Source organism: Verrucomicrobiales bacterium, assembly GCA_016793885.1.
Lineage (GTDB): Bacteria > Verrucomicrobiota > Verrucomicrobiia > Limisphaerales > UBA11320 > UBA11320.
The window spans coordinates 75,025-94,428 of record JAEUHE010000233.1 but is presented as its reverse complement, the minus strand read 5'-3'; the positions used below and the strand labels follow the sequence as shown (position 1 = coordinate 94,428).

Below are 19,404 nucleotides of genomic sequence, written 5' to 3'. Positions count from 1 at the left end.
GGAACCTTTAGGCGTCCTTGGCGCATAAAGCGGCCGTAACTGATCACGCCCCCTCAGGTCTGCGCAAGACTTTTTACCAACAATTCAGCAATCATGCGGGAGTGGAGCTGCCACACCCAACCTAGGCCTGTCCCTTCTCCTGTTTGTCTAGACTCGCTGAATTTCAGCGTACCATCCTTCCTGAAGCAGGAGGCGCTAGGGACGCTGGTAAGGGGCGGAGGCGGCCCTCCCTCTATAAGGCCTGTCCCTCCTCTTTCTCTAAGGAGGGCTCCGCCTCCAGCCAACGGTCAGAGTCAGACCGCTAGAACGAAGCCTGAGTGAGGAACGCAGGCGCGGCGAGGCGCGCCTCGGCCGACGTGGCCTGTCCCTGGTGTGGTGGCTGCCAAGGCACGAAGGGCAGGGGCAAGGAAGGTGGTCTGTCCCTGGGCAGGCGAGAACTGGGTGGAAAAGGTCTGACTTCCTGTGACCGACAGGGGGTGCGCTCCCACAAGGTGCAGCCTGCCGACCGTTTGTGTTGATTTCTAGACTCGAGCACTCAAGATCTGATCCTTGATTCAGTCTCAAGTGCGTCCACAAACACGGAACACGCTGAGTTCAACACGCGAAAACATTTGAGCAACATCGCACTTGCATGACAGAAGCAGTTGCTGAAGAGCCCCCCCGAGGCTTACGTCGAAAGACCTATCTCCACGTCATCCTTCCTCTGTTCTTAACCTCGATCATTGCCTACCTGGATCGGGTCAATCTCAGCTACGCGGCCTTGACGATGAATCAGGACCTTGGCTTCAGTCCGCAGGTGTTCGGCTTGGGTGCTGGTGTCTTTTTTGCGGGGTATGTGCTGTTTGAGATCCCAGGGGCCCTGATTGCGGAAAAATACAGCCCGAAATGGTGGCTCGCCCGGATCATGATGAGTTGGGGCTTGGTTTCCGGCCTACTGGCCTTTGTCACCAAACCCTGGGAATTCTATGTTCTGCGCTTTCTGTTAGGTGCGGCGGAGGCAAGTCTGTATCCCGTTCTCTACGCCTCGTGCATCCCGCGATGGTTCAGTTCCACGGAACGACCCAAAGCGATCGCACTCCTGCTCACCTCGCTCCAGATCTCCAGTATCCTCGGAGCACCACTTGCAGGCTGGTTGGTCGGATTTGAGTTCCTAGGCATGAAGGGCTGGCAAACCTTGTTCATCCTCGAGGCCCTTCCAGCCATCGGATTCGCCTTCGTTCTGCTCAGGTGGCTCGCCGATTCCCCTCGAGAAGCTCGCTGGCTCTCGGAAGAAGAAAAGTGCTTTTTGGAAAACCGGTTTAACCGCGAGGTGGAGGCCAAGAACTCCATCCGGTCCTACACTCTCTGGGAGGCATTTAAGGACCGGGAAGTGATAAAACTCTGCGTTGCCTATTTCCTGTGGATCACGGGGTTTTGGGGGTTCGGCTACTGGATGCCTACAGTGCTCAAAGCCGCATCCGGCTGGTCCAACCTCGCGGTCGGATGGATGATAGTCGTCCCGATGTGCCTCTCGCTGGCTTTCATGCTCTGGATCGGGGATCACTCCTCAAAGACCGGAGAAAAACGCTGGCACGGTGCTATCGGGATGTTCCTCGGAGCATTGGGGCTGGGCTGTGGAACCATGACGGAGCAACCCCTACCCGCCTTTCTGTTTATGTGCCTGGCGGCAATAGGCGTCTACGCACCCTTCGGGGTATGGTGGTCCTATCCAACCACCTTTCTATCCGGATCGGCAGCGGCCGGAGCTATTGGGCTCATCAACTCTTGCGGCAACGTCGGCGGGTTCGTCGGACCCTACCTCACGGGCTTTCTCAAAGAGAAAACCGGAACTTACACCGCCGCCTGGCTCTACTTGGGGTTCTCTCTCGCCTGCGCGGGCGCATTGATGCTCACTTTCAAGCGACACTCGCCCACCAGCCCGATCCGTCGATAGTGAGGGTGGAAGGCGTTCAGGGCTTTTTCTCCAGCTTTTTCCAATTTTCCTGGAAGACGACACTGGGATCAAAGAGTGGGTCGTTGCTTAAAATATAAGTTCCATCCCCTTTGCTCCAAGCTTCCTTGTAGCCGGAGCTCAGTTCGATGCGTCCGCCTCCAGGCTCGCTCCAGCTCTCCACCCCACGAAGCACTTGCCCCCAGCTCTCGTGAAGGCGATCTCGACTGGCCTGAGAGTCCTCCCAGGTTCTCCGTTGAAGATCTCCGATCTCTTGCTGAGTCTGTCGCCACATCGCTGCGCGTTTCGCTGTCTCCTGCTGCTCCACCTGGGCAATATTCGTATAGACTCGTTGAACAGCGGCCTGCCATTCGGGATTGATGCGCAGGCTTGCCACGATGGTGCTGAGTAGCTTCTCCAGGTCCTTCTCACGCCCCGGAGGCCCCGAGAGCACCGTTTTGACATTCGCTTGGCACTGATAACTCGCGAAGGTTCCTCCGTTGATCAGATTGGGCATGAAGGAGACGGTTTGTGCGACAGCGCACAGGACGATACCGACCCGCCCGTCAGCCCATCTCACCCGTCCGATCTCAGCGCTCGGGCGGCTCTCCACGGGCACTCCGCTGGCCCGGAATGCTGCGTTGGCCGCTCGGGCTTGCTCCAACATCGCTTTACTCAGCGGCTCATTCCGCTCGTGGCTGACCAAGGTTGCACCCGCGAGATCGTGAGGAAGCAAAACTTCGCGAAGATATTGGGCGGCGTCCAACGGACGGGCCAAGCCACAACCCGCGCCGCCCAAGGCCGCGCTGTTCTGAGCATGCTGGAGCATCATGGGGTCGTCGTGCCATTGCCAATTTTTTTGGGGGAAAACATCCAAGCGAAACTCGCGGCCCGGGGAGGTCGCGCTGAAGCGATTTTGAACGGCGTCCGCAGGACACGGAATATTGATGATCCAGCGGACCCCCCCCTCAGTGCGCCACGATTTTGGCAGGAGCAGACTGTAGGCCTCCACAGGTTGGGCGAACCCGTTCTCGTCCTTGACGCGAACCCGTTGCCAGACCTGGTAATCCTTGCCCTCAACGAATGAGGCGCTCTGGGCGGGACGATCTGCCGACTTGCCTTTTCTGTGATTGGAAGATGGATCCCCCAAAGGCTGCGGCGAAGTTCCCTGGCCCAATGCGAGCGCAAGGGAGACGGTCACGCACAGCGACACAGTCATCCAAACCCTCCCTGCCCACCCACCCAGCAACCGCGACTCGACTCGACTCATAAGCATCAAGCAAGGGTGATCAAACAGCAAAGGGAGCCAAGCCAATTCTCGTGACTTGCTCAAATACTAGGAGAGGCTACAGATTATCGCTTAATCACGCATGTCCGTAGAATTTAAAGATTATTACGCCACCCTCGGAGTGCCGCGGGACGCCAGCCAGGAAGACATCAAGAAGGCCTTCCGGAAGCAAGCACGCCTGTACCATCCGGATGTTGCCAAGGACAAGAAAGCTGCCGAGGAGAAATTCAAAGCGCTCAACGAAGCTAACGAGGTGCTCAGCGATCCGGCTAAGCGGCAGAAGTATGATCAGCTAGGTGCGAACTGGAAGGAAGAGAGCCGCTTCCAGGAAGCGGCCGGACGCCAGAACCGCCGAGGCCGGGGCACCCCAGGAGGCTCCTCGCAGGAATTCCACTTCGGTGGAACGGGTTTCAGCGACTTCTTCGAGCAGTTCTTCGCCGGCGGCAGTCGGCATGGGTTTCCGCAGGACGAGGGCGTCTTTGGTGGGGCAGCCCAAGGTCGTCCCCGCCCCGGGAGCGATATCGAGGGTGATATCCTAGTGACCTTAGAGGAAGCCATGACTGGGACGGTTCGTCGCATCTCGCTGCAGTTGGTGGATCCGCGGACCGGTCAGCCCGAAACTCGGTCCATCCAAGTGCGTATCCCACCCGGTGCTGCCGATGGAAAGCGAATCCGAGTGCCCGGACAAGGAGAGCCAGGTTCCGGCGGAGCACCGGCCGGCGACATTTACCTGCGCGTCCGCCACGCGGCTCATCCGGAGTTCACAACCCGGGAGGCCGATCTTTATCACGAATTGGAAGTCGCTCCCTGGGAGGCGGTGTTGGGAGCAGAGATCGTGGTTCCAACGTTGGACGGCAAGGTAAAACTCCGCATTCCGCCCGGCACCGAAAATGGGCAACAGCTACGGGTGCGCGGACGCGGGTTGCCCAAAGGAAAAGGCACCGAACGGGGGGATTTTCATGTGATCGTAACCGTTCAGCTTCCAACCCAACTGAACGAGGAAGAGCGAGCTCAGTGGGAAAAGCTCAGGGACCTGTCTCGGTTTAACCCTCGAACCAGCCCTTCGCCATGACAAAACCCCATTGCGACGCACCCGCAGGCTCGAGCGAGGACCGAACCGAGCCAGAGACGGTATACACCGTGGAACTTATGGTGCAGCTCACCGGTGTGTCTGACGATATGCTTCGCTGCTATCAGCTGGAAGGCCTCATTTCGCCGACGAACGGTCCGACGGCAGACCGCCCCTCCTTCGATGATGAGACGCTCCGCACGCTTCGACGAATCGAACACCTCAAAACCGCCTACGGGATGAGCCTTCCCGGAATTCGACTACTGCTGCACTTGCAGGCAGAAACCGAGCGGTTGCAGGCGGAGCTTCGAGCACAACGATGAGCAGTTTTGTCGCACGAGGGGGGCTGTGGGTGATCGCCCAAACCCTGCTTACCGTCGCGGCCCTTGGTGCTGGACCGCTGCTAGCGGCGGATGCCTGGCCCCGGCTGTGGAGAATCCTGGGGATAACCATCCTTGCATGCGGTGCCTATTTCGGAATCGCGGGGGTCATGGCCCTTGGAACGTCCCGCACCGTATACCCTCGCCCTCTTCCGGGCGCCCAGCTCATCAGAACCGGGGTTTACCGCCGAGTGCGCCATCCACTGTACACCAGCCTCATGCTGGTCACGGCAGGCTGGGGTTTGTGCTGGAGTAGCCCATGGGCTCTCGTGGGGTGCGGGGCGCTGTCCGCGATGCTGGTCGCAAAAGCCACCGCCGAGGAAGGTTGGCTTCGCCAAAAATACCCCGGCTATGCCGAATACGCCGCCGAGGTGCCACGCTTCTTTCCGCTCATCCGCTGAATTCTGGACACGGAACTCCTCGCAATTTCTCCAGCTCGGTAGTAGGTTGCCAAGAATCAGATCCTATGGCCGAAGACCGAATGCAACGGCAGCGCTTCGAGAGGAAGTACCGTATTCCGGAGCAGCTGGCGATCGCCGTGCGTGATTTTGTCAGCACCCAGCTTGAACTCGATGAGTTTGGTGCGAATCACCCGCAGCTCTCCTATCCGGTCCACAGCCTCTATCTCGACTCCGACGGACTGGACACCTATTGGATGACGATCAATGGGGACAAAAACCGATACAAGCTTCGACTGCGTTTCTACGATAACAAGCCCGAGTCACCCGTCTTTTTCGAAATCAAGCGCCGGGTGGATGAGATCATCATGAAGCAGCGGGGGGGAGTCCGGAAAGTGGCAGTTCCCCTGATTTTGGCGGGACAATTGCCCGAAGCCGAACACCTGATCAGTCAGCAGCCAAAGCATCTCAGCGCAATCCAGGAGTTCTGCAGACTCACCCAACTCATCGATGCCAAGCCGAAGGTTCACGTCGCCTACTTGCGAGAAGCGTGGATTCACCCGGACACGGACGCGGTGAGGGTCACCTTCGATCGGCAGGTCAGAGGCGAAGCTGAACCGACCATCCGCTTTAGAACCGACATGATCCAACCCGTCGAGCCGTTCGGGAAAGACGTGATCTTGGAGATCAAATTTACGGATCGATTTCCCAATTGGTTGCGGGAAATGGTCGAGGCCTTCGACCTGGAACGCTGCGGAGCAGCTAAATACTGCGAATGTGTCGAACAGCTGGGCGAGGAACTCCTGGGCTCCGGCCTTACCAAAATCGCCCAAGCCCGCGAGTTCGAAGGAAAGTCCGGCGACTAGGCCAAATCTCCGAGGACCGCGAGGGCCACACAAGGGTGTGATTTAAAGTGAGTGAGGTCAGGGGATCCCGACTCCGTCGAGGGGGCAAAAGCGGCAGAGGGCTGCACGCACTCCAAAATGGGCCGAAATCGTGGCGAAGCGTCTTGGAGTGCTGTAGCCCTCTACAGCTTTTCAGCACCCGACGGTGCCGGATGATCTCACCCACTTTAAATCACACTCGCCACGCAAGCACCTTCGACTTGAAGCTTGTCCAAGGGGGCATCACTCTCAGCTTCGTTGAATCTCCAGCGCGCATTCGGTTCCCTGGCCTGCACTCTAGTGGTAGCCAGTTTTACGTCAGCCGCCCCCCTTCGTTTCAGCGCCGATATCCTACCCCTGCTCGCAACCCACTGTCTCCACTGTCATGGACCGGATGAGGCCAAGCGGAAGGCCGACCTGCGACTGGATGTCCGCGAGAGCGCTGTCGCGGAACGATCAGGAACTCGAGCCATCGTTCCAGGAAAACCGGAGCTGAGTGATCTCATCCACCGCATCACCTCGGCCGACCCGAACGAGGTGATGCCCCCGCCTACGACGCACAAGCCGGCGCTCCAGCCGAACGAGATTGCCACGCTGACACGCTGGATTGCGGAAGGCGCGGTGTGGGGAAAACACTGGGCCCTGGAGCCTCCTCAACGGGCAGCTCCACCAGCGGGCTTCGAGCATCCCGTTGACGCGTGGGTAGGCTCGGCCCTGGCGCGCGAAGGCCTAAGACTCTCCCCTCCGGCTGCAAAGCATCGGCTTCTGCGTCGGATTTCGTTCGATCTGACAGGACTTCCGCCCAGCGCCGAGGAAGCGGCAGATTTCGAGCAGGACCAATCCCCAAAAGCCTTCGCCCAGGTCGTCCAGCGGCTGCTGGCCTCGCCTCACTTCGGAGAGCGCATGGCCATGTGGTGGCTCGACGCAGCGCGATATTCCGACACGGACGGCTTCCAGCAAGACGCAGAACGAACGAACTGGCCCTGGCGGGATTGGGTGGTGGCTGCTTTCAATGCCAACATGCCTTTTGACCAGTTCACCCGCGATCAATTCGCCGGAGATCTGCTGCCACAGGCCAGTCCCGACCAGCAACTCGCCACCTGCTTTCATCGAAATCACATGACCAACGGGGAAGGAGGACGTGACCCGGAGGAGTCGCGCGTCGACTACGTCCTCGACCGGATCAACACCGTGGGTACCACCTGGCTGGGCTTAACGCTGGGTTGCGCGCAGTGCCACTCACACAAGTTCGATCCCATCTCCCAGGCCGAATACTACCGCTTGTCTGCCTTCTTCAATAGCATTGACGAAACCGGCAGCGCCGGCAGCGGAGCGAGGCCGTATCTCAGCGTCGTCTCGCCGGCCGCCCAGCGTTCCCTTGCGGAGATAGGGAGTTGGGTGGAATCGCGAAAGGCTATCGAACTGAAGGCGCGCCGGAACGCCGAGAATCCATTCAACGGATGGCTTGCCGAGCGGCTCAGGGAGGCACGTGCCGGAGTTCCGGTCTGGCAAAGACTCGAGGCACGGAGACTGGAGAGCGCCGAAGGGACCGAGCTCAGGCAGTCAGCGGACGGCATCGTCCGAGCCAGCGGCCCTCGCCCGAACCAGGACGATTACCGGCTGGTGTCCCATCCTGACAGCTCGCGGGTCACCGGTCTGAAACTTGAAGTTTTCCCGCACCCCGAACACACCCAGGGCCGCTTTACGCGGGGGCAGAGTGGAGAGTTCATTCTGACCGACTTAAAGCTCCAGGTGCGTCACCAAGGTCAGTCCGGACTCCGCGATGTCGCGCTGGCCTCAGCCGTGGCGGACTTCTCGGCTGACACCAAAGCCAACGACGGTTATGGCAATGTCAAAGACACTCTCGACGATGACCCTCGCAACGGGTGGACGACTCAGGGGGCAACGAACGTAACCGCCCATGTGGCCGTGTTCGCTCTAGCGGAGCCGCTCCGGCTGGCGAGTGATGAGGAGATGATTATCGAGCTGCGCCATCGCTCGACGCGAGGGGATGCCAACATCGGGCGCTTTCGTGTGTCGGCCACCAGCCAACTGGGAGAAACGGTTCAGAGCGTTAAAGCTTCCCCCCTCGAAGAGATAGCCACCGCCGCTCCCAGCGATACTTCCTCCATCAACCCGGAACTGCGCGGGCGGCTATTCGCTCAGTTTTTGGAGGAGCACGAGCCGTATCGGGATGCCAGGCAGGCGCTGGATCGGGCCACTCGCCAGCTCAACGAAACCAGGAAGGCCGCTGAAAAATTGAACGTCATGGTGTTGGCGGATCGACCGGAAGCCCGCGAAACTCATGTGCTGATCCGCGGGGTCTGGGATAAACCCGGCGAACGCGTTTCCGCCGGTGTGCCGGCCAGCATCGCTCCTTGGCCAGAGGGCCAACCCACCAACCGGCTGGGTCTGGCTCTGTGGATCACTTCACCCGACAATCCACTCTCGGCGCGAGTCCTGGTGAACCATCTCTGGCAGCTTCTCTTCGGCTTCGGCCTGGTGCGCACTCCGGAGGACTTCGGCCTGCAGGGAGAGCGCCCCACCCATCCCGAACTGCTGGATTGGCTCGCCTGTGAACTCATCGCCAGTGGCTGGAACATTAAACACCTACTAGCTCTCATCGTTTCCAGCGCCACTTACCAGCAGGATTCCACCATCCAGCCCACCTTGCTCGCGCGTGACCCGGATAACCGCCTCCTCGCGCGAGGAGCCAGGTATCGCTTGCCAAGCTGGATGCTCCGCGATGCCGCGTTGCGCGCCGCCGGACTGCTCAATCCCGCCCTGGGAGGACCTCCTATCCGCCCCTATCAACCGGAAGGGGTGTGGGAGGAACTCTTCATGGGGCGGTTCAAATATGAACCGAGCCAGGGCGGCTCGCAGTATCGTCGTACCCTTTACGCGTTTTGGCGTCGGGCAATCGCACCCACATTCCTCTTTGATTCGGCACAGCGACGGACCTGCGAAGTCCGCGTTCCCAGGACCAACACCCCACTGCAAGCTCTGACGCTGCTGAACGACGAGACGTATCTCGACGCCTCACGCGCTCTGGGCAAGTGGGCGTTGGAGTCCGGAACAACCCCATCGGAACGAATCCAGGCCTTGTTTCGACGCATCCTCTCCCGCTCAGCCACGGATCGCGAATGCGAAATCGTCCAGCATCAGCTGGAGGAAGCGACAAGCCACTACCAGTCTCACCCCGTGGATGCCGCCAAACTCTTGCGCCGCGATGAGGTCAAGATCCTGACCGATGGGGATTGGATCTCGGAAGCCGCCTACAGTATCGTCGCCAGCCTTCTGCTGAACCTTGATGAAGCCATCACCCATGAATGACTCCCTCCAGATAAGCCGCAGATACTTCTTGGGAAACGGCCCGGGAGTTTCCATTGGAGCGATGGCCTTGTCCTCGCTCCTGGGTCGTGTCTCACACGTCGCGGCCCAAAGCTCAGCGACCTCGCGCCTATCGGGACTGCCTCATGGGGCACCCCGCGCCAAGAATGTCATTTTCCTCACCCAGTCCGGCGGTCCCTCTCAGATTGAACTCTTCGATCACAAGCCAGGCCTGACGAGATGGGCCGGAACTGAGCTGCCAGCATCTGTTCGTCGCGGCCAGAGACTCACCACGATGACCTCGAATCAGAAGCAGCTGATCAAGCCTGCCGCCACTCAATTCAAGCGCTGCGGCCAAAGCGGGGCGAACATCAGCGAGTGGCTTCCCCACCTGCAGGGAGTGGCGGACGAGCTGTGCTTCATCAAGTCGATGCACACGGATGAGATCAACCATGCGCCGGCGATGACCAAATTCCTGAGCGGCCACCAGATCCCGGGGCGCCCCAGCCTAGGCGCCTGGGTCAGCTACGGCTTGGGCAGCGACAACCGTAATTTGCCTGACTACCTAGTGCTGCTCTCGAAGATGCAACGGCCAAGTGATCAGCCACTTTATGACCATTACTGGGGCAGCGGATTCCTGCCCTCGCGCTATCAGGGAGTCAAACTGCGCAACGCGAAGGAACCGGTGCTCTATCTCCAAGATCCGGAGGGACTGCCTCGACCGCTCCGTCGCAAGATGCTCGATGGCCTGGCGCAGCTGAATCAACTCCGCCTGGAAGAGACGGGTGACCCCGAGATTGGGACTCGCATCCGACAATATGAGATGGCTTATCGGATGCAGGCGAGCGTGCCGGAGCTGACGGATCTGAGTGACGAGCCCGAAGAGGTTTTCAACCTTTACGGATCCGATTCTCGACGACCAGGCAGTTATGCGGCCAACTGCATTCTGGCGCGTCGCCTCATCGAGCGCGGCGTGCGGTTCGTGCAGCTGTTTCATCCAGACTGGGATCATCATAGCCGGCTCACCTCCTGGTGCACCGCGCGGTGCCGGGACACGGATCAAGCGAGCGCAGCCTTGGTTCTCGATCTGAAGCGTCGTGGATTACTCGACGACACGCTCGTGCTTTGGGGCGGTGAATTCGGCCGAGGGGTCGCCGGGCAGGGAGTTTGGGATAGCCCGGAGGCGGGACGCGATCATCATCCACGCTGCTTCACGCTGTGGATGGCCGGGGGAGGCGTGAAGCCCGGGATAACCTACGGAGCCACTGACGAATTCAGCTACAACGTCGTCGAGAACCCGGTGCACGTGCACGATCTCCACGCCACGATTCTTCATCTGCTGGGCATAGACCATGAGCGATTCACCTATCGCTCCCAAGGTCTCGACTTCCGACTGACGGGTGTCGAGCCGGCCCGCATCGTGTCAGAGCTCTTCAGTTGAGGGCATCAGGGCTCGCTGAGGAATTTGGGAATTCGCACCCAGGGGTCCAAGGTGGTGTCATTCACCAGCGGCGGGCCCGAGGTGGTTCGACCGTTCGCGATGAGCCGGTTCATATGCCCAAACAGCTCCTGAGCCTTCTCGGGATGCTTCGCCGCTCTATTTACCGACTCACTCGGATCCCGGGTCAGGTCAAAAAGCTGCACGAATGGCGAAACGGTTAACTCTTGGCGAGTAGGCTTACGACCAAACTCGGCAACGGCACGACGCCACACCTCCTCATCCAATGGCAAATCCGAGGTTTCCGTTTGAGTTCCTGGCCCCGGTGTCAGGCAGAGTTTCCAACCCTCTGATCGAACCGCGAAGGCATGGCTCGACTCCGTGATCAGCGACCCTCGCACTGCCGGCCCTGCAGGATTTCGAAGCAGGGGCAGAAAGCTCAGAGAGTCAGGCGCTTGATCGGGCTCCAACTTTAACTCGCAAATCTCTGCCAGCGTGCGAGCAACGTCCATGGAGGAGACGAGAGACTGACAAACGTGACCGGGCTTCACCACCCCGGGCCACCTCACGACAAAAGGCACCCGGGTGCCGCCATCGTACACCGTGGCCTTATTTCCGCGCCACGGACCAGCGGCAAAATGTCCATCCTTCTCCAACTCATGAAGCTGACTGCGGGTGGCCTTGGCCAATCGACCCGCATAGGCGCCGGGGCCGTTATCCGAGGTGGCCAAAACCAGAGTGCTTCTTTCCAGCCCTTGGGCTTTCAACCGGGACAAGACACGCACCACGCAGTGGTCGGTCTCCATCACCATGTCCCCATAGAGCCCCAAGCGACTTCTTCCCGCGAAGCCTTGCCCAGGGCTCAACGGGGTATGAGGTCCGGTAAGTGCGAGATACAGAAAGAAAGGGGCTGAGGCCGGAGACTTCCCCGCCTCCGCGATGAAGGCCTCAGCCTGGGTGGTGATGCGGTCGAGACATTGGTCGAATTCGAAATCAGCCGCCGCCGGGCCCAGGCGACCAAAAGCGGAGCAACCCTTGATCGCATTGACCGGTCCCATCCATCGATGGTTCTTGAGGAACGCATAGGGAAACATGTCGAGAGAACCCGGGAGAATGAAGCTGTCGCTAAAGCCACACTGGTTCGGCCCGAACGTAAGCGGCTGTTGGTAGTCCACATTGGCCGGTCCTTGGTTCTGACCGTTGGTGGTGACCATCGATGTTCCCAGATGCCATTTTCCAAAGTAGCCGGTGCGATACCCCACGCGTTGCAGAAGGTGGCCGATGGTAAAAGTCTGCGCGCCCAGCCGCGGATTGAGGAAGGCCCAAGGGCCGTCGGATTTAGGTCGCTGAAAGCGCCACGAATACCGACCGGTCATGATGGATAGCCGAGAAGGCGTGCACCAGGAACAAACCGTGTGCGCATCCGTAAAACGCATTCCCTCCCTCGCCAACTGATCAAAGCCAGGGGTGGCAACCTGGCACCGATCTCCTCCAAAGCTCTTGATGTCCCCATATCCCAGATCATCCGCCAGGATCAAAACGATATTGGGTCGAGGATCGGCTGCCTGCGCCGCGCCCAGAAACAGGCTGAGGAGCACAGCAACTCCACCCAGGTGTTGGGCCAAGTGACAAAACCAGTGAGGCTGGTTACGCTTCAGGCTTTTCATAGTTGAGTCGGCGCCTCAGGTGAATCCTGTGAGGAATGGAACCACAATGAGGAGGGGAAGCGATCCAGCGCCAGCAGAAAATCCGAGGAACCAGCCCCCTCAGTTACCCGCTTGTCAGGTTCCGATCACTCGGTCCACTATCCAGTCCATGACACTCCGCCTACCGCTCCTTCTAGCAGTCTCCCTCTGGCTGAACCATACGAGTCTGGCCGCGGACCAAGCCCCAATCCGGGTGGTGGTGTGGGATGAGCAGCAGCCCCAGCAGCGCCTGGCATACTCCAATTTCTTGGGAAACGAAATCGCCACCTACCTCAAATTGCAACCCGGGCTGCAAGTCCTTTCCAAGCGGCTGGCCGACCCCGATCAAGGGTTGGGATCGGCGGTGCTCGATGCGTGCGATGTTCTGATCTGGTGGGGTCACGTGCGGCAGAAGGAAATATCGACAGCCACCGGACAAGACATTGTTCGTCGCATCAAGGCCGGCCGGCTCAACTTGATTGCGCTGCATTCAGCGCATTGGTCGACTCCATTCGTCGAAGCAATGAAGGAAAGGGCTCGGGAGGATGCCCTCAGCGCCTTGACTGCTTCCGAGCGCGAACAGGCAGTTCTGGTGGAAACGAACCGCTATGCGAACTTCTTTACGCCCCCCAAGTACGACGACTTTATCACCCCGTATGCCTGGTACCGCAAGCAGCCCGACGGGAAGGTCCAGATCACGCTGGCGACTCCCAACTGCTGTTTCCCTGCCTATCGACCTGATGCGATGCCCAGTCAGATGCGCGCATTGCTTCCCGACCACCCCATAGCAAAAGGGATTCCCAGAGAGTTTGCGGTGCCTCAAACGGAGATGTACAACGAGCCCTTCCACGTCCCGCCCCCCGACGAGGTGGTCTTCGAGGAGCGATGGCAGCCGGGAGAATGGTTCCGCAGCGGGAGTGTTTGGAAACTTGGCAAGGGCAGAGTGTTCTATTTCCGTCCCGGCCACGAAATGTACCCGGTCTACAAACAGCCCCACTGCCTGCAGATTCTGGATAACGCGGTGCGCTGGCTCGCAGGAAAGGAATCGTCCCAATGATGCCGCTAGCTCTTCGACTCTTAAAAGGGACGCCTCCACGGTTTTTGGGTCGCCTGGGTTTGGCACTCGGCCTTCTCACCGGGATTGGCTCGGAAGCAGCCGATTCGCCCCGTCCTGGGGACGAGCCCGGGATCGATCACGCAGCGATCATTAAGGCCTGGAATGGAGAAAGCCTGGCGCGCGGCGCCAAGCTTTATCAGAGCATCTGCATCACCTGCCATGGCAGCCTGACCCAAGCTGGATCCTTGCCAACCTCCCGCCCGTTCTGGAAGGAGCCGTTCAAGAACGGCAGTGATCCGCTGAGCATCTACCAAACCCTGACCCTCGGCTTCGGACAAATGCCGGCCTGGACGTTCCTGACACCGGAACAACGCTACGAGACCATTCACTACATCCGCGAGGTGTTCGTACGGCCGCACAATCCCGCCTCCTATTTTCCCATCACCACCCAATACCTTGCCTCGTTGCCCAAAGGCACTGGGTCCGCCAAGAAGACCGCCGAGATGCTGGAGTTCGAGAAGGGGCCAAAGTACTTACGCATGGATTTTGGCCCGGCACTGTACTGGACGCTACAGGTCGAACCCGGAAACATCGCCTACAAGGGCATCGCCATCCGCCTGGACGAAGGCCCGGGGGGAATTTCCCAGGGCCAGGCCTGGATGCTCTACGATCACGATACTATGCGGGTCGCAACCGCCTGGACCGGCGATCGATTCGTCGATTGGAAGGGAATCGCCTTCGACGGATCCCATGGAACCCATACTGCTGTGGTAGGCGACCAGGCTTTCGTTAACCCCGTCGGTCCCGGCTGGGCGAATCCAGTGACCGGACTGTTCGATGATCCTCGCTTGCTGGGTCGCGACCACAGACCTTATGGGCCGTTGCCTCGCACCTGGGCGCATTTCGAAGGGACGTATCTTCACAGCAACAAGGTCGTGGTCGCCTATACCGTGGGAGACGCGCGGATCCTCGAACTTCCCGGCCGGGAGTCGAACGAAAATGGGACAGTCTTCTCCCGGCTGTTGAATATCGGGAAATCTTCCCACGACCTCCAGCTCCGAGTCGCGCCAGAAAGCTCAGCGGTAGCCATGGTCGGCGGCGACCGGGCTGAACTCGTTCGCAAGGACGGCTTCAGTCTGCTCTCGATCCCCGCCTCCGCCACACCCCTCCGGGTCAAATTGTTGATTGGGCATTCGACCGCGGCAGCGAAACTTCAAACCCTGGTCTCGGCCTCGGCGCCAGCGGCGGATCTCGAGCCGCTCACCAAAGGCGGGGTCCCGCGCTGGAATCCTCCTATCGCGACCCGAGGAAAGCGCGGGAATGAGAATGGCCCATTCGCCGTCGATGAACTGACCAGTCCAGCCGACACCACCAATCCCTGGCACTCGTGGCTGAGGTTCGGAGGTTTTGATTTCTTCAGGGACGGCAAACGCGCGGCGATCTGCACCTGGAACGGGGATGTTTGGATCGTGAGCGGCGTGGATGCCGATCTGGAGCAGCTCACCTGGAAGCGAATCACATCGGGCCTGTTTCAGCCGCTCGGGGTAAGGATTGTGAACGAGACGATCTATGTCACCTGTCGGGACCAGATCGCACGGCTTCATGATCTGAACGGCGACGAGGAAATCGACTTCATCGAGAATTTCAACAACGACCATCAGGTCACGGAACACTTCCATGAATTTGCCATGGGGCTGCAGACGGACAGCGAGGGCAACTTCTATTACGCCAAATCTGCGCGACACGCTTTGAAGGCCGTGGTGCCGCACCACGGAACCCTCCTGAAAGTGAGTCGCGACGGGCTGCGCACCGAGATCGTCGCCAACGGTTTTCGGGCGGCCAATGGTGTCTGCGTAAACGACGATGGCAGCTTCTTCGTCACCGATCAGGAGGGTCACTGGACGCCCAAAAACCGCATCAACTGGGTGCGACGCGGAGGATTCTACGGCAACCTCTTCGGCTACCATGATCGGGTGAGCAGTGCCGATAGTGATATGGAGCAGCCACTGGTGTGGATCACCAACGAGATGGACCGTTCACCCGGCGAATTGCTCTGGGTCACCAGCAAAGGATGGGGCGCGCTTCACGGGTCTCTATTGAACCTCTCCTACGGAACCGGAAGAATCTTCATCGTTCCCCATGAGAAAGTGGGAGAACAGCTGCAAGGGTGGGTTTGCCAACTCCCGCTTCCCGACTTTCCAACGGGCACGATGCGCGGGCGTTTTCATCCGGACAATGGTCATCTCTACACCTGCGGACTGTATGCCTGGGCAGGCAACCGACAAGGGGATGGCGGATTCTTCCGAGTCCGAGCCACTGGAAAACCCGCTCATGTGCCGGTGGCGCTGCGCACACAGCCACAGACAGTCGAAATCAAGTGGAGCGACCCGTTCGCACCGGATTCAGCAACGGAGGTCAGCAACTACGAAGTCAAGGCATGGGCTTTGCGGCGCAGCGCAAACTATGGTTCCGAACACATCGATGAGCACAAGCTCAAGGTCACTCGAGCCAGCCTCTCCGCTGACGCGACGACAATCCGTCTGACAGTACCGGATCTCCTTCCAGCCTGGGGCATTGAACTCAAGATCAACCTGCGGGGTGCGGACGGTGGTCCAATCCAGCGAAGACTCCATGGAACTATCCACAGTATGGGAGGATCCGGCGGAGGCGATTAGATGCCGCCCACGCTGGCTCATCTTTGCCGCTAAGAATCGGGACTAGACAAGTTGTAGGGGATCCTCACTTCTTCGCATGAGTTCCTGATGCCGAAGCCGAGAACCCCTAGGGTTCAAAGAAATTAACCGTGGTGTGGAGCGCGATTATTTTCTTCTACGGACGCCAGCGCAGGCTGGGATGATTGGTAATCCCGCGATCCCGTTGAAAGTCCCAATAGTCCACATTTTTAAAATGGCCAACATGGCCGTCCAAGAAGAGAAAGTGAGCCCCATTCGCATGCAGGTTGGTGTGGACATTGTTCTGCTGAGCCACCGCCGCCAACTTCCCGTTGTCGAACATCCACACGGTGGCGGCTGGACGCCGAATGGAAGTCAGGTCGGCTTGTCGCCCGGTGCCGCGCCCGTTTACATGTTCGTTGAGGCAGTAGTGAAAGAGGTTCGCTCCGTTACTACGACGTCGATTGCTGGGGCATATCCACAGCGACCTGGCGGGCTCGATGGATTCATTGGTGCGCCACGGCATGTGATGATACGTAGGGAGAGAAAGGGTGCGCGGCAGGTCGACATACCACCCTCCATCCTGCGAGGTTCCGTTCGGGGTGCCATCCTTGGGCAGACGGTCGTCATGCTCGTTGGCATAAAGCAACGTCGCACGCCCCCATTCGCGGAGGTTGGCGAGGCATCCGACATCCCGAGCGCGATTTCGCGCGGAGATCAGCACCGGCGTCATCAAGCTTCCCAGCACCGCTAGAATGGCGAAGACCGAAACCAGCTCAACTAGCGTAAACCCCCGGACACGGGCCATCGGCGAGATAGAGCTCTCGCGGGCATGATTGGGTAAAAACATCCTTTGTCCTCCTTGGACAAACCCTCAAGTAGGCCAAAGCCGCGTTGGATGCAACCCGGAAATCGCGCCCGGCCGGAGTGCTATGGAGCGCGGAGACCTGTCTCCGCTTTGGCTTCAGGTTTCGGGCTGAGCTCGACGCGGTTCGTCAGCCCAGGGGGTGGCCGGAACTTCAGCATCTGCTTCTGCTCAATCAGCTTGAGATCCCGCTTGAGCGAATACATCCGTTGCGCCGTGGCCACGCTGAACGCGCTAATGAGCGCCAGGACCATCAACACCGCGATCATGGCGGAGGCGTGCCGGCGACAGCGAAGGGACCGAGAGCTCTGGGTTTTCATGGAGGCATGCGACCGGACGCGGGTGAGAGAGGAGCCAGAAACGTGAACCGGGGTTTGATGGCCGCATTGGTGCGACGGGACATCAGCTCGAGCTCCCAGCGCCAGCCGTCCACCTCCCCGCGCCGCTCGGCAAAGAATTGCGAGTTTTTGACCTCCGGAAGGAAAATCACTGGCTGCGCTTGGCTGGGATCCTGACGCCACACCTGGCCGGCTTTGAAGTGGTACAGAACTTCACCTCCCGACAGGGGCAAACGGAGCACGGCAAGTCCCTCCCCCGCCGCCTCGAGCCGGGGTCGGCCGACGGCCGCGCGAACTTCCCGACGCCAGAACTCTCCGGCCTGAACCGCGCGCACGATCTCGGCGGCGTTCCGGGAAAGCCCGCGCGATGTCACATCGGCCTGGTGGTAGGCCGAAATGGCCAACGTGAGGACCACCGCAAAGATGGCGATGTACACCAGCAACTCAATCAACGTGGCGCCGCGCTCGTTCTTCATGGGATCAAAAACTCCCTGGATTGACCGCGGAGCTTGACCCCCGGGTCGGGCCTCCAATCCAGGCGGACCCGATCGGAAGAGCGCGTAACGAAGAACCCGCCCGGCGGGAGCGAGACCTGCGACTCGGCGTTGACGGGGTATTCGGCCGCGCCCAGTTCCAGGTTCTTCCATGCGCCCGCCCGCAGGAACTCCGCCTCTCCGTCCAAGATCTCCATCACCACCGCCTCCCGATAGCTGTCTCTCACAATGCGTTGTTCGATCAAAAATTGAAACGCGATGGGGAAGACCGCCAGAACCAGAATCGCCATCGCCACCACCAATTCCAGCATGAGCGCGCCCCCCCGGAGGGAAGGCCCAGGAGCCCTGCGAAGAGATGTTCGTCGCGTGGTCACCATAGGAGCGCGAGATCCAGAAGCCGGATGACGAAGCCGAACACAGAAAGGGCGATCAGCCCGACCGAGACGGCGTTCAAGGTCAGCAACAGTGACACCCCCAGCTGTGTCAGCCCCTGCTGTTGCCGAAAGGCCAGCGCGTCGAGGCGCTCGATCCATCCTTCGAGCGCGGTGCAAAAGCTCCCACGTCCTGCTCCGGAGTTCTCCAGTCGCCACCGCAGCTCTCCTGCCCGATCCAGATGAGTTAAGGCCTCTCCAAGCGGAGAGCCCTGCTCCAGCTGGCGCAGGACCCGGCGTGCGCGCCGTTCGAAGGGGACATTCCCGGCACAACGGGCGGCGGCCGCGACGGCCGTCGCTTCGGGGACTCCGGCGTCGAGCAGGGTTGCCAATCCCGACGCGAAATCACGCCTCATACGTTGGCGGGCCCAGGGAATCCAGTCCGCCACCAGATCCCATAAGGGCAAACCGCCCAGCCGGAACCGCCGACCCAACTCCGGGCCGACCAGGTAGCTTAGCACCATCGGAATCACCAGCAGAAGCAGCACCAGCTGAACCCCCGCCAGGGGCTGAATGTACTCGGCCGCGGGATCGGTTCCCAACCCAGGCGAATCGACCATGTCGCGGCCGATGTCCCGCAGCTTCGGCAGCACCCAAATCCGGATGGTTCCAATCGCCAAGAGCGACATGGGCACCAGGGCGAAGGTCAGGAGCAGGAAGTAATTGAAACCCGCCATCACCTCGCTTCGAGCATCCGCTAGAAGTCGTCGGCAGGCTGGGATGACGCGTCGCACCTCTCCCACCTGGCCACCGATTTGCAGCTGGACGGTAATGGAGGAAGGGAGGAAGCCGGGCGCGTGCGCCAAAGCGCGATCCAAGCTCTCGCCTTGACGCAGCGATGGCTGCAGAAATTCCGACCACGGATCGAACAACGGCTCGCAGCTCTCGCTGATGGACCGGACCACCTCCTCCGCCGTCCGGCCCTCGCTCAGTCCCTGCTCCAAGAGATCCAAGAAGAGCCGCGCCCGCTCCTTGCGCCGGAGCGGCAGCCCCAGCAGCAGGTACATCAAATAAGGTCCCAGCACGAGCCAAGGCAGCAGCAGCAGAACAGCCCACTGGTACGCGTAGGCTTGGGCCAGGTCCTCCAAAGCGATCCCCGGCCCGAACAGCGCCTCGACATAATCAGCGATTTCCATGAATTCGCA

16 protein-coding genes are annotated in these 19,404 nt (G+C 60.0%); 9 read left to right on the top strand and 7 right to left on the bottom strand.

The features are described 5' to 3' along the window. Positions 1–631 precede the first annotated feature (631 nt). The gene (locus JNN07_25680) at positions 632–1,933 is read left to right on the top strand and encodes an MFS transporter (GenBank protein MBL9171150.1); all 1,302 of its coding nucleotides are present in this window, start codon (positions 632–634) and stop codon (positions 1,931–1,933) included. Positions 1,934–1,949: 16 nt separating this feature from the next. Here JNN07_25680 and JNN07_25675 read toward each other — a convergent pair whose 3' ends face one another. Then, positions 1,950–3,200 carry a hypothetical protein gene (locus JNN07_25675; GenBank protein ID MBL9171149.1) on the bottom strand — a complete coding sequence of 417 codons (1,251 nt, stop codon included), beginning with the start codon at positions 3,198–3,200 and terminating at the stop codon, positions 1,950–1,952. 100 nt (positions 3,201–3,300) lie between these two features. On the opposite strand from JNN07_25675, the gene JNN07_25670 reads away from it, so the two are divergent. The 6 genes from JNN07_25670 (at position 3,301) to JNN07_25645 (ending at position 10,720) form a co-directional block, all read left to right on the top strand. Further along, positions 3,301–4,290 (top strand): J domain-containing protein, encoded by a 990-nt coding sequence (locus JNN07_25670; GenBank protein MBL9171148.1) that lies wholly within the window; start codon positions 3,301–3,303, stop codon positions 4,288–4,290. Continuing rightward, the gene (locus JNN07_25665) at positions 4,287–4,610 is read left to right on the top strand and encodes a MerR family transcriptional regulator (protein ID MBL9171147.1); all 324 of its coding nucleotides are present in this window, start codon (positions 4,287–4,289) and stop codon (positions 4,608–4,610) included. The genes JNN07_25670 and JNN07_25665 overlap by 4 nt, the downstream gene beginning before the upstream one ends. Beyond that, positions 4,607–5,068, top strand: a complete 462-nt coding sequence (locus JNN07_25660; GenBank protein MBL9171146.1) for an isoprenylcysteine carboxylmethyltransferase family protein — start codon at positions 4,607–4,609, stop codon at positions 5,066–5,068. Before JNN07_25665 ends, JNN07_25660 begins: the two co-directional genes overlap by 4 nt. A gap of 65 nt (positions 5,069–5,133) precedes the next feature. After that, positions 5,134–5,931 carry a polyphosphate polymerase domain-containing protein gene (locus JNN07_25655; GenBank protein ID MBL9171145.1) on the top strand — a complete coding sequence of 266 codons (798 nt, stop codon included), beginning with the start codon at positions 5,134–5,136 and terminating at the stop codon, positions 5,929–5,931. A 276-nt stretch (positions 5,932–6,207) separates the two neighbouring features. Next, positions 6,208–9,282 (top strand): PSD1 domain-containing protein, encoded by a 3,075-nt coding sequence (locus JNN07_25650; protein ID MBL9171144.1) that lies wholly within the window; start codon positions 6,208–6,210, stop codon positions 9,280–9,282. Next, positions 9,275–10,720, top strand: coding sequence for a DUF1501 domain-containing protein (locus tag JNN07_25645; GenBank protein MBL9171143.1), 1,446 nt, complete (start codon positions 9,275–9,277; stop codon positions 10,718–10,720). Before JNN07_25650 ends, JNN07_25645 begins: the two co-directional genes overlap by 8 nt. A gap of 5 nt (positions 10,721–10,725) precedes the next feature. Here the strand turns inward: JNN07_25645 and JNN07_25640 are convergent, their stop codons facing one another. Continuing rightward, complete coding sequence (locus tag JNN07_25640) at positions 10,726–12,384, bottom strand: sulfatase-like hydrolase/transferase (protein ID MBL9171142.1); 1,659 nt, start codon at positions 12,382–12,384, stop codon at positions 10,726–10,728. 148 nt (positions 12,385–12,532) lie between these two features. Here JNN07_25640 and JNN07_25635 point away from each other — a divergent pair, with 148 nt between their 5' ends. After that, positions 12,533–13,459 carry a ThuA domain-containing protein gene (locus JNN07_25635; protein ID MBL9171141.1) on the top strand — a complete coding sequence of 309 codons (927 nt, stop codon included), beginning with the start codon at positions 12,533–12,535 and terminating at the stop codon, positions 13,457–13,459. Continuing rightward, positions 13,456–16,134, top strand: coding sequence for a c-type cytochrome (locus JNN07_25630; GenBank protein MBL9171140.1), 2,679 nt, complete (start codon positions 13,456–13,458; stop codon positions 16,132–16,134). The genes JNN07_25635 and JNN07_25630 overlap by 4 nt, the downstream gene beginning before the upstream one ends. 154 nt (positions 16,135–16,288) lie before the next feature. Here the strand turns inward: JNN07_25630 and JNN07_25625 are convergent, their stop codons facing one another. The 5 genes from JNN07_25625 to JNN07_25605 form a co-directional block, all read right to left on the bottom strand. Beyond that, a complete protein-coding gene (locus JNN07_25625; protein MBL9171139.1) occupies positions 16,289–16,939 on the bottom strand; it encodes a type II secretion system protein in 651 nt (216 codons plus the stop codon). Positions 16,940–17,061: 122 nt separating this feature from the next. Continuing rightward, positions 17,062–17,316, bottom strand: coding sequence for a hypothetical protein (locus JNN07_25620; protein ID MBL9171138.1), 255 nt, complete (start codon positions 17,314–17,316; stop codon positions 17,062–17,064). After that, positions 17,313–17,810, bottom strand: a complete 498-nt coding sequence (locus tag JNN07_25615) for a prepilin-type N-terminal cleavage/methylation domain-containing protein (protein MBL9171137.1) — start codon at positions 17,808–17,810, stop codon at positions 17,313–17,315. Before JNN07_25615 ends, JNN07_25620 begins: the two co-directional genes overlap by 4 nt. Further along, positions 17,807–18,139 carry a hypothetical protein gene (locus JNN07_25610; GenBank protein MBL9171136.1) on the bottom strand — a complete coding sequence of 111 codons (333 nt, stop codon included), beginning with the start codon at positions 18,137–18,139 and terminating at the stop codon, positions 17,807–17,809. Before JNN07_25610 ends, JNN07_25615 begins: the two co-directional genes overlap by 4 nt. A 59-nt stretch (positions 18,140–18,198) precedes the next feature. Beyond that, positions 18,199–19,395 (bottom strand): type II secretion system F family protein, encoded by a 1,197-nt coding sequence (locus JNN07_25605; protein MBL9171135.1) that lies wholly within the window; start codon positions 19,393–19,395, stop codon positions 18,199–18,201. Between the last annotated feature and the right edge of the window lie 9 nt (positions 19,396–19,404).

Excerpts from the sequence above, each read along its gene's own strand:
- JNN07_25680 (MBL9171150.1), top strand. The coding sequence starts at position 632 with ATGACAGAAGCAGTTGCTGAAGAGCCCCCCCGAGGCTTACGTCGAAAG.
- JNN07_25675 (MBL9171149.1), bottom strand. The coding sequence starts at position 3,200 with ATGAGTCGAGTCGAGTCGCGGTTGCTGGGTGGGTGGGCAGGGAGGGTT.
- JNN07_25670 (MBL9171148.1), top strand. The coding sequence starts at position 3,301 with ATGTCCGTAGAATTTAAAGATTATTACGCCACCCTCGGAGTGCCGCGG.
- JNN07_25665 (MBL9171147.1), top strand. The coding sequence starts at position 4,287 with ATGACAAAACCCCATTGCGACGCACCCGCAGGCTCGAGCGAGGACCGA.
- JNN07_25660 (MBL9171146.1), top strand. The coding sequence starts at position 4,607 with ATGAGCAGTTTTGTCGCACGAGGGGGGCTGTGGGTGATCGCCCAAACC.
- JNN07_25655 (MBL9171145.1), top strand. The coding sequence starts at position 5,134 with ATGGCCGAAGACCGAATGCAACGGCAGCGCTTCGAGAGGAAGTACCGT.
- JNN07_25645 (MBL9171143.1), top strand. The coding sequence starts at position 9,275 with ATGAATGACTCCCTCCAGATAAGCCGCAGATACTTCTTGGGAAACGGC.
- JNN07_25640 (MBL9171142.1), bottom strand. The coding sequence starts at position 12,384 with ATGAAAAGCCTGAAGCGTAACCAGCCTCACTGGTTTTGTCACTTGGCC.
- JNN07_25635 (MBL9171141.1), top strand. The coding sequence starts at position 12,533 with ATGACACTCCGCCTACCGCTCCTTCTAGCAGTCTCCCTCTGGCTGAAC.
- JNN07_25630 (MBL9171140.1), top strand. The coding sequence starts at position 13,456 with ATGATGCCGCTAGCTCTTCGACTCTTAAAAGGGACGCCTCCACGGTTT.
- JNN07_25625 (MBL9171139.1), bottom strand. The coding sequence starts at position 16,939 with ATGGCCCGTGTCCGGGGGTTTACGCTAGTTGAGCTGGTTTCGGTCTTC.
- JNN07_25620 (MBL9171138.1), bottom strand. The coding sequence starts at position 17,316 with ATGAAAACCCAGAGCTCTCGGTCCCTTCGCTGTCGCCGGCACGCCTCC.
- JNN07_25615 (MBL9171137.1), bottom strand. The coding sequence starts at position 17,810 with ATGAAGAACGAGCGCGGCGCCACGTTGATTGAGTTGCTGGTGTACATC.
- JNN07_25610 (MBL9171136.1), bottom strand. The coding sequence starts at position 18,139 with ATGCTGGAATTGGTGGTGGCGATGGCGATTCTGGTTCTGGCGGTCTTC.
- JNN07_25605 (MBL9171135.1), bottom strand. The coding sequence starts at position 19,395 with ATGGAAATCGCTGATTATGTCGAGGCGCTGTTCGGGCCGGGGATCGCT.